Below are 5,151 nucleotides of genomic sequence, written 5' to 3' on the forward strand. Positions count from 1 at the left end.
AATCGAAAACTGACGCACCAGAGAGCGAATATGGTAGGGTGCGTCAGAAGCAGCCCACCCAATGAATCACCCGAAAATCGAAAACTGACGCACCAGAGAGCGAATATGGTAGGGTGCGTCAGAAGCGGCCACCCAATGAATCACCCGAAAATCGAAAACTGACGCACCAGGATAAGCCATTATTAATTATCGATTACTCAGTTAGGTCGCGCTGAGATGTACAATGTCGGCAGTAGAGATTTGTGGAGCTAAAGATGCTGGCATACATCCTAGCGATCGCAGTTGGCTTAGGGAGCTTTACCCTATACATGGCTGCTTTCTTCTTTCCAGAGGTTCATCGCAAAAGTGACTTTATCTGGAGTGGTGTGGGTTTATTCTACGCCCTAATTCTATGGGTGTGTGCAGCACGCTTCACCGGGGCAATTCTTTTGGGTCAAACTGCTAGTGTCGCCCTGTTGGGTTGGTTAGGTTGGCAGACCCTCTTATTGCGTCGGGAAGTGACACCAGCTCATTTACAAACCCCCCTCCCAACCCCTGTCAAACAGAAGGTCTCAGGCTTATTTAGCAGCCGTAGCGTTAAAAAATCTACCACCCCTAAACCATCATCTAAAAAGGCTAAAAAGGCTTCTGAACCCCCAACCCCCGCCGCCACTCCGGTTACACCAGAAGAAGTAAAACCCGTAACTGAACCTGTGGCGGAACCTGTGGCGGAACCTGTGGCGGAACCTGTGGCGGAACCTGTAGCGGAACCTGTGGCGGAACCTGTGGCGGAACCTGTAGCTACTACAGAAGAAGCAGAAGCGCCAGCAGAACCATCCCCTGTGGTGGCGGAGACTGAAGCGGTTGCGCCAGTAGTTGAACCAGAAACTATCACCGAGGAACCAGAATTAGCAGTTTCTGAGCCACAAGTGGCCGAAGTTGCACCCGAACCCACCACAACAGCGGAAGCGGAAACCCCCACGGCTGAGGAAGTATCCGAGACAGTATCCGAGACAGTATCGGAGGAAGTATCGAAGGCGGAGGAAACCCCAACAGAGGAGGTGACAGAAACTCCAGAGGTAACCAAACCTGAGCCGGTAGAATCTGCTAAAGTGCCGGAAGATCAACCTAGTGAACCTAAGAAATCCAAAGGATTAGGTGGCTTGTTGGCTGGTTTAAAAGGCATATTTGGCGATCGCAAAAAGAAAGAACCCGCCAAAACTGAAGCGCCGGATACTTCTAAGGACAACCCGAAAGCTCCAGAAACACAAGGGGATGCTTCTGATTGGGATGATAATGATGATAGTTGGGAAACCGACACTGATAATGCTTCTCCCTCTGAGGCGGAAAAAACTAACTCCCCCGATACACCAGAAGCTGGTCAAGTTTCAACCCCAGATATAGAATCTGATCATAGTGGTGCTACTGCTGACCCAGTGTCAACGGTGGAACCTACAGATGAGGAACCTACAGATGAGGAACCTACAGATGAGGAGCATCAAGATAGTAATGTCAAAGCTGATGCTACTAATGTTGAGACTGTCCCCAGCGTAGAACCTACAGATGGGGAGCATCAAGATGGTAATATCAAAGCTGAGGCGGAACCTACGGCGACAGATACACCAGAAACCGAGGCTGAAACTGTCGTTTCTCCAGTAGCGGACTCTGAGGAGGTCAGAACAGATTCTGCTGAAAAGTCTCCCTCAGAGACAATCATAGGGACTCCAGAACCTGAAGCCTCAGACAGTCCTGAAACCTCAGAGAGTTTAGAATCTGAGAAGTCGTCAACAGAGACAGAGGAGGAAAAGGGGACTCAATCTGAATCTGATTCTGATTCTGGTGTTGCGGAAGACGAGGACGAGGACGAGGACGACGACGACGACGACAAAACACCCCGCGCCTTGAAACGTCCCAGAAAGCCTAAACGCAAGAGATAATCAAGGTAAAATATAGATCCAATTGATTATTTGGGAGAAAAAGTGGCAACCTGGCTTTGTGTTAAAGAGTGTGGCGCTTGCTGTCATCTTGACCCGACAGAACGCCCGGAATTAGACGAATATCTGGGGGCTGAGGAACTACAATTGTATCTCAGCTTGGTGGGTTCTGATGGTTGGTGCATTCATTTTAATCATGATACCCGCGAATGTAGTATCTACAGCGATCGCCCTCGGTTTTGTCGAGTCCAAGCTGATGTCTTTGAAGACCTCTATGGTATTGAACCAGACCAGTTAAATGATTTTGCGATTGATTGCTGTCAGCAACAGATTATCGGGGTTTATGGGGAGGACTCCCCAGAAATGGAGCGGTTTAACCAGGCTGTGGGTTGGGGTGAGTAGCCTTGCATCTTCGAGCAGATTAGGTTAAATTGGATTTCATAATTGTTTCATAAAATGTCAGTGACACTAATTTCCGATCCTGTGGATTCTTCCCCAAATCAGTCTAATAGCCTTCCTGTGAGTCCTAACTGTCAGGAACAACCGTTAAATGAAACTACCATAATTGACCCCGATAGTCTCCAGGTTGACTCTTCCACACAACCAGATATGGTTTCTGGTGCTGCGGGAACTATCAAAATTTGGGCGATTTTTACTTCGACATTTTTCACCATATTTCTGGCGGAAATGGGGGATAAAACCCAGATTACTACTTTATTAATTACGGCGGAATCTCATAATCCTTGGGTGGTGTTTTTGGGAGCGGGAAGCGCTTTGATTACTACCAGTTTATTGGGGGTTTTGCTAGGTCAATGGTTGGCGCGTCATATTCAACCCCAAACCTTAGAACGGGCGGCGGGCTTGACTTTGTTATTGATTTCTGCTATCATATTCTGGGAGGTTTTGCATTAGTTGATGGGCTGGTAAAATTAAGTATTAAATATCAATGGATTTACAACTGTTAGGACTGAGTTTTATTACGGTCTTTTTATCGGAGTTGGGAGATAAAAGCCAAGTAGCAGCGATCGCCCTAAGTGGTACGACGAAATCCCCGAAAGCGATCTTTTTTGGGACAGCATCAGCCCTCGTCTTGGCTAGTCTGATCGGGGTGTTGGTAGGTCAGGGTGTGGCGGAAATTTTACCGACTCAATGGGTGAAAATGGCGGCGGCGATCGGATTTGCAATTATGGGAACTCGCCTATTATGGAACAGTAGGAAAACCACGGAAGATTAACCTACTTTAACCCCTCATGGGGGGTTACATTTCATTTCACCCTTTTAATCAATTTCTCGGCGACCCACCACGCACCAACTGCACAAATAATACTCGCCACCAATGCTATAATGAAGGGATGCCTATACGGTAGCGAAAAGCGATCGCTATCAGGACGCTCCCAAGGTTCAGTCACTAACCCGGAAGTTGAAGCGACGATCGCACCCGCCGCAATTCCCACACCCACGGCTTGGATATGGTTTTGTAAGTCCTGGTTAGCGTCTTGTTGCTGTTGGTAATATTTCGCGTCGGCTTCTTGGCGTTGGCGATCGCACTGGGCTTGGTCAATTTCCACAATGGCGCGAATAGAGGCGATCGCCTGACTAATTAACCCCGTCCCCTGTTCAAAATAACTTAAATTGGCGGCAATTTGTCCCCGGAAGTACGGCCCCGTTTCTTCTCCGAAATACCGCCACAATGATAGTTCTTCCTTATCGATTCCTAGTTTAGCACAAATCCCCTCAATTGTGTCATTATAATTGTTAAGATTTATGTTAATTGTTGTGCCAAAATCTTTCATTTTCCGCAGGAGGCGATCGTAAATCAGAGAATCAGCGGATAGTTGTTTTAACTGAGTTTTGAAATCCTGGAGATAGGTATTATCTTGGGGGTCAGGTTTGGCGCTATCAATTTGGGCTTGAATTTGGTCTAAGGTGGGGTCTAGGCTGAGATAATATTGTTTGAGTTGCTGGTAAATCTCCCGGCTATCTTGAAAAGCCTTGCTGACTTTATGGCGATAGAAAAACAGGTCAAAGATGGAAGAAAAGCATTGGTTTTTTTGCAGGGTTTGGTCGGCGAGTTCATCTCGGAATAGCCAGATGAGAACATGGGGGTATTTATCGGGTTCGCGGGGATTCCCATATTCAAAAATCGGACTCCCAAATAATTCCCGACTGCGAGAGGGGTCAGCCTTTTGATTGAATAAAGCCTGATAGCATTGATTGGCTAATTTGGTTAATTCCGAACCTTGCAAATCTTGATTTTCTGGGGTTAAATTTAGGGTTAATAGCAGAGTTTGTCCGAGAAAATATGGGCTTGGGGGAAAGGGTAAAATCTGGTTGGGGTTCAACTGTTCCAGAATGGGAATTTCCACAAGGTTGGTGGTGTCGCTATCATCATAGCCAATATTCAGAAATACCCCATAACTGTCTTCTTGAAGTTGGACAGGTTGGATAAAGCCTTCGATATCGTTGGAGTCGGTGAGGGTGAAGGAAATCTGCTTGTCGGGTGGGGGGAGGAGGATGCGATTTTCGCCGTGGTGAAGATGGGGTATCAGTCGGGTTTCGGTGAGGTGGGAGAGAAGGCGATCGCAATTTGACCACAGGGGGTGAGTCTCTCCCTCGGTGTCATCTTCCCGGAGATGGTAAGCGCATAAATAGAGATTGGGGGCGAAAATGTTCATTGTAATGGGTTATAATCTATGGGAGTGGCTTGTCCGGCGGCGCGTTGTTGTTTGGCTTGACGTGCGGCGGAGACTAAGGCAGATTGAGTCCGATTAAACGCCGTATTCCACCGTTGTTCATCTTGCAAATCGGCGATATAGTCCCGTAAATGTGCAATCACTTGGTTTTGAACCGTATCGGGTAAAGATTCAACCAGAGTCACTAATTCTTGAATCGCTGGGGATGACATGGGTTAAGCTCCTAAGTTTGTATTTTGTAGGTTGGGTGGAATGAAATGTAACCCAACATTTTAGCCGGATTTGTTGGGTTGCGCTGTCGCTTCACCCAACCTACGACTCCTGAGTTGGGATTTTGTAGGATTTTGTAGGTTGGGTGGAATGAAATGTAACCCAACATTTTAGCCGGATTTGTTGGGTTGCGCTGTCGCTTCACCCAACCTACGACTCCTGAGTTGGGATTTTGTAGGATTTTGTAGGTTGGGTGGAATGAAATGTAACCCAACATTTTAGCCGGATTTGTTGGGTTGCGCTGTCGCTTCACCCAACCTACGACTCCTGAGTTG

General features: G+C 47.3%; 6 protein-coding genes. 4 read left to right on the forward strand and 2 right to left on the reverse strand.

The features are described 5' to 3' along the window. Positions 1 to 254 precede the first annotated feature (254 nt). Genes P5674_RS01770 through P5674_RS01785 form a run of 4 tightly spaced genes read left to right on the forward strand, consistent with a single transcriptional unit; the run spans position 255 to position 3,147 of the window. Positions 255 to 1,916 carry a Ycf66 family protein gene (locus P5674_RS01770; RefSeq protein ID WP_315669746.1) on the forward strand — a complete coding sequence of 554 codons (1,662 nt, stop codon included), beginning with the start codon at positions 255 to 257 and terminating at the stop codon, positions 1,914 to 1,916. Positions 1,917 to 1,958: 42 nt separating this feature from the next. Beyond that, complete coding sequence (locus tag P5674_RS01775; protein WP_006616297.1) at positions 1,959 to 2,315, forward strand: YkgJ family cysteine cluster protein; 357 nt, start codon at positions 1,959 to 1,961, stop codon at positions 2,313 to 2,315. 54 nt (positions 2,316 to 2,369) lie between these two features. Further along, entirely contained in the window at positions 2,370 to 2,825 is a 456-nt protein-coding gene (locus P5674_RS01780; RefSeq protein WP_315669747.1) for a TMEM165/GDT1 family protein, read from the forward strand. A gap of 34 nt (positions 2,826 to 2,859) precedes the next feature. Then, positions 2,860 to 3,147: a TMEM165/GDT1 family protein gene (locus P5674_RS01785; RefSeq protein ID WP_315669748.1), complete on the forward strand. Its 288-nt coding sequence runs from the start codon at positions 2,860 to 2,862 to the stop codon at positions 3,145 to 3,147. Positions 3,148 to 3,178: 31 nt separating this feature from the next. Here the strand turns inward: P5674_RS01785 and P5674_RS01790 are convergent, their stop codons facing one another. Continuing rightward, positions 3,179 to 4,588, reverse strand: a complete 1,410-nt coding sequence (locus P5674_RS01790; RefSeq protein WP_315669750.1) for a hypothetical protein — start codon at positions 4,586 to 4,588, stop codon at positions 3,179 to 3,181. Next, a complete protein-coding gene (locus P5674_RS01795; RefSeq protein ID WP_315669751.1) occupies positions 4,585 to 4,818 on the reverse strand; it encodes a hypothetical protein in 234 nt (77 codons plus the stop codon). The genes P5674_RS01790 and P5674_RS01795 overlap by 4 nt, the downstream gene beginning before the upstream one ends. Between the last annotated feature and the right edge of the window lie 333 nt (positions 4,819 to 5,151).

The organism is Limnospira sp. PMC 289.06 (genome assembly GCF_032350395.1).
In the GTDB taxonomy this organism is placed as follows: Bacteria; Cyanobacteriota; Cyanobacteriia; order Cyanobacteriales; family Microcoleaceae; genus Limnospira; species Limnospira platensis.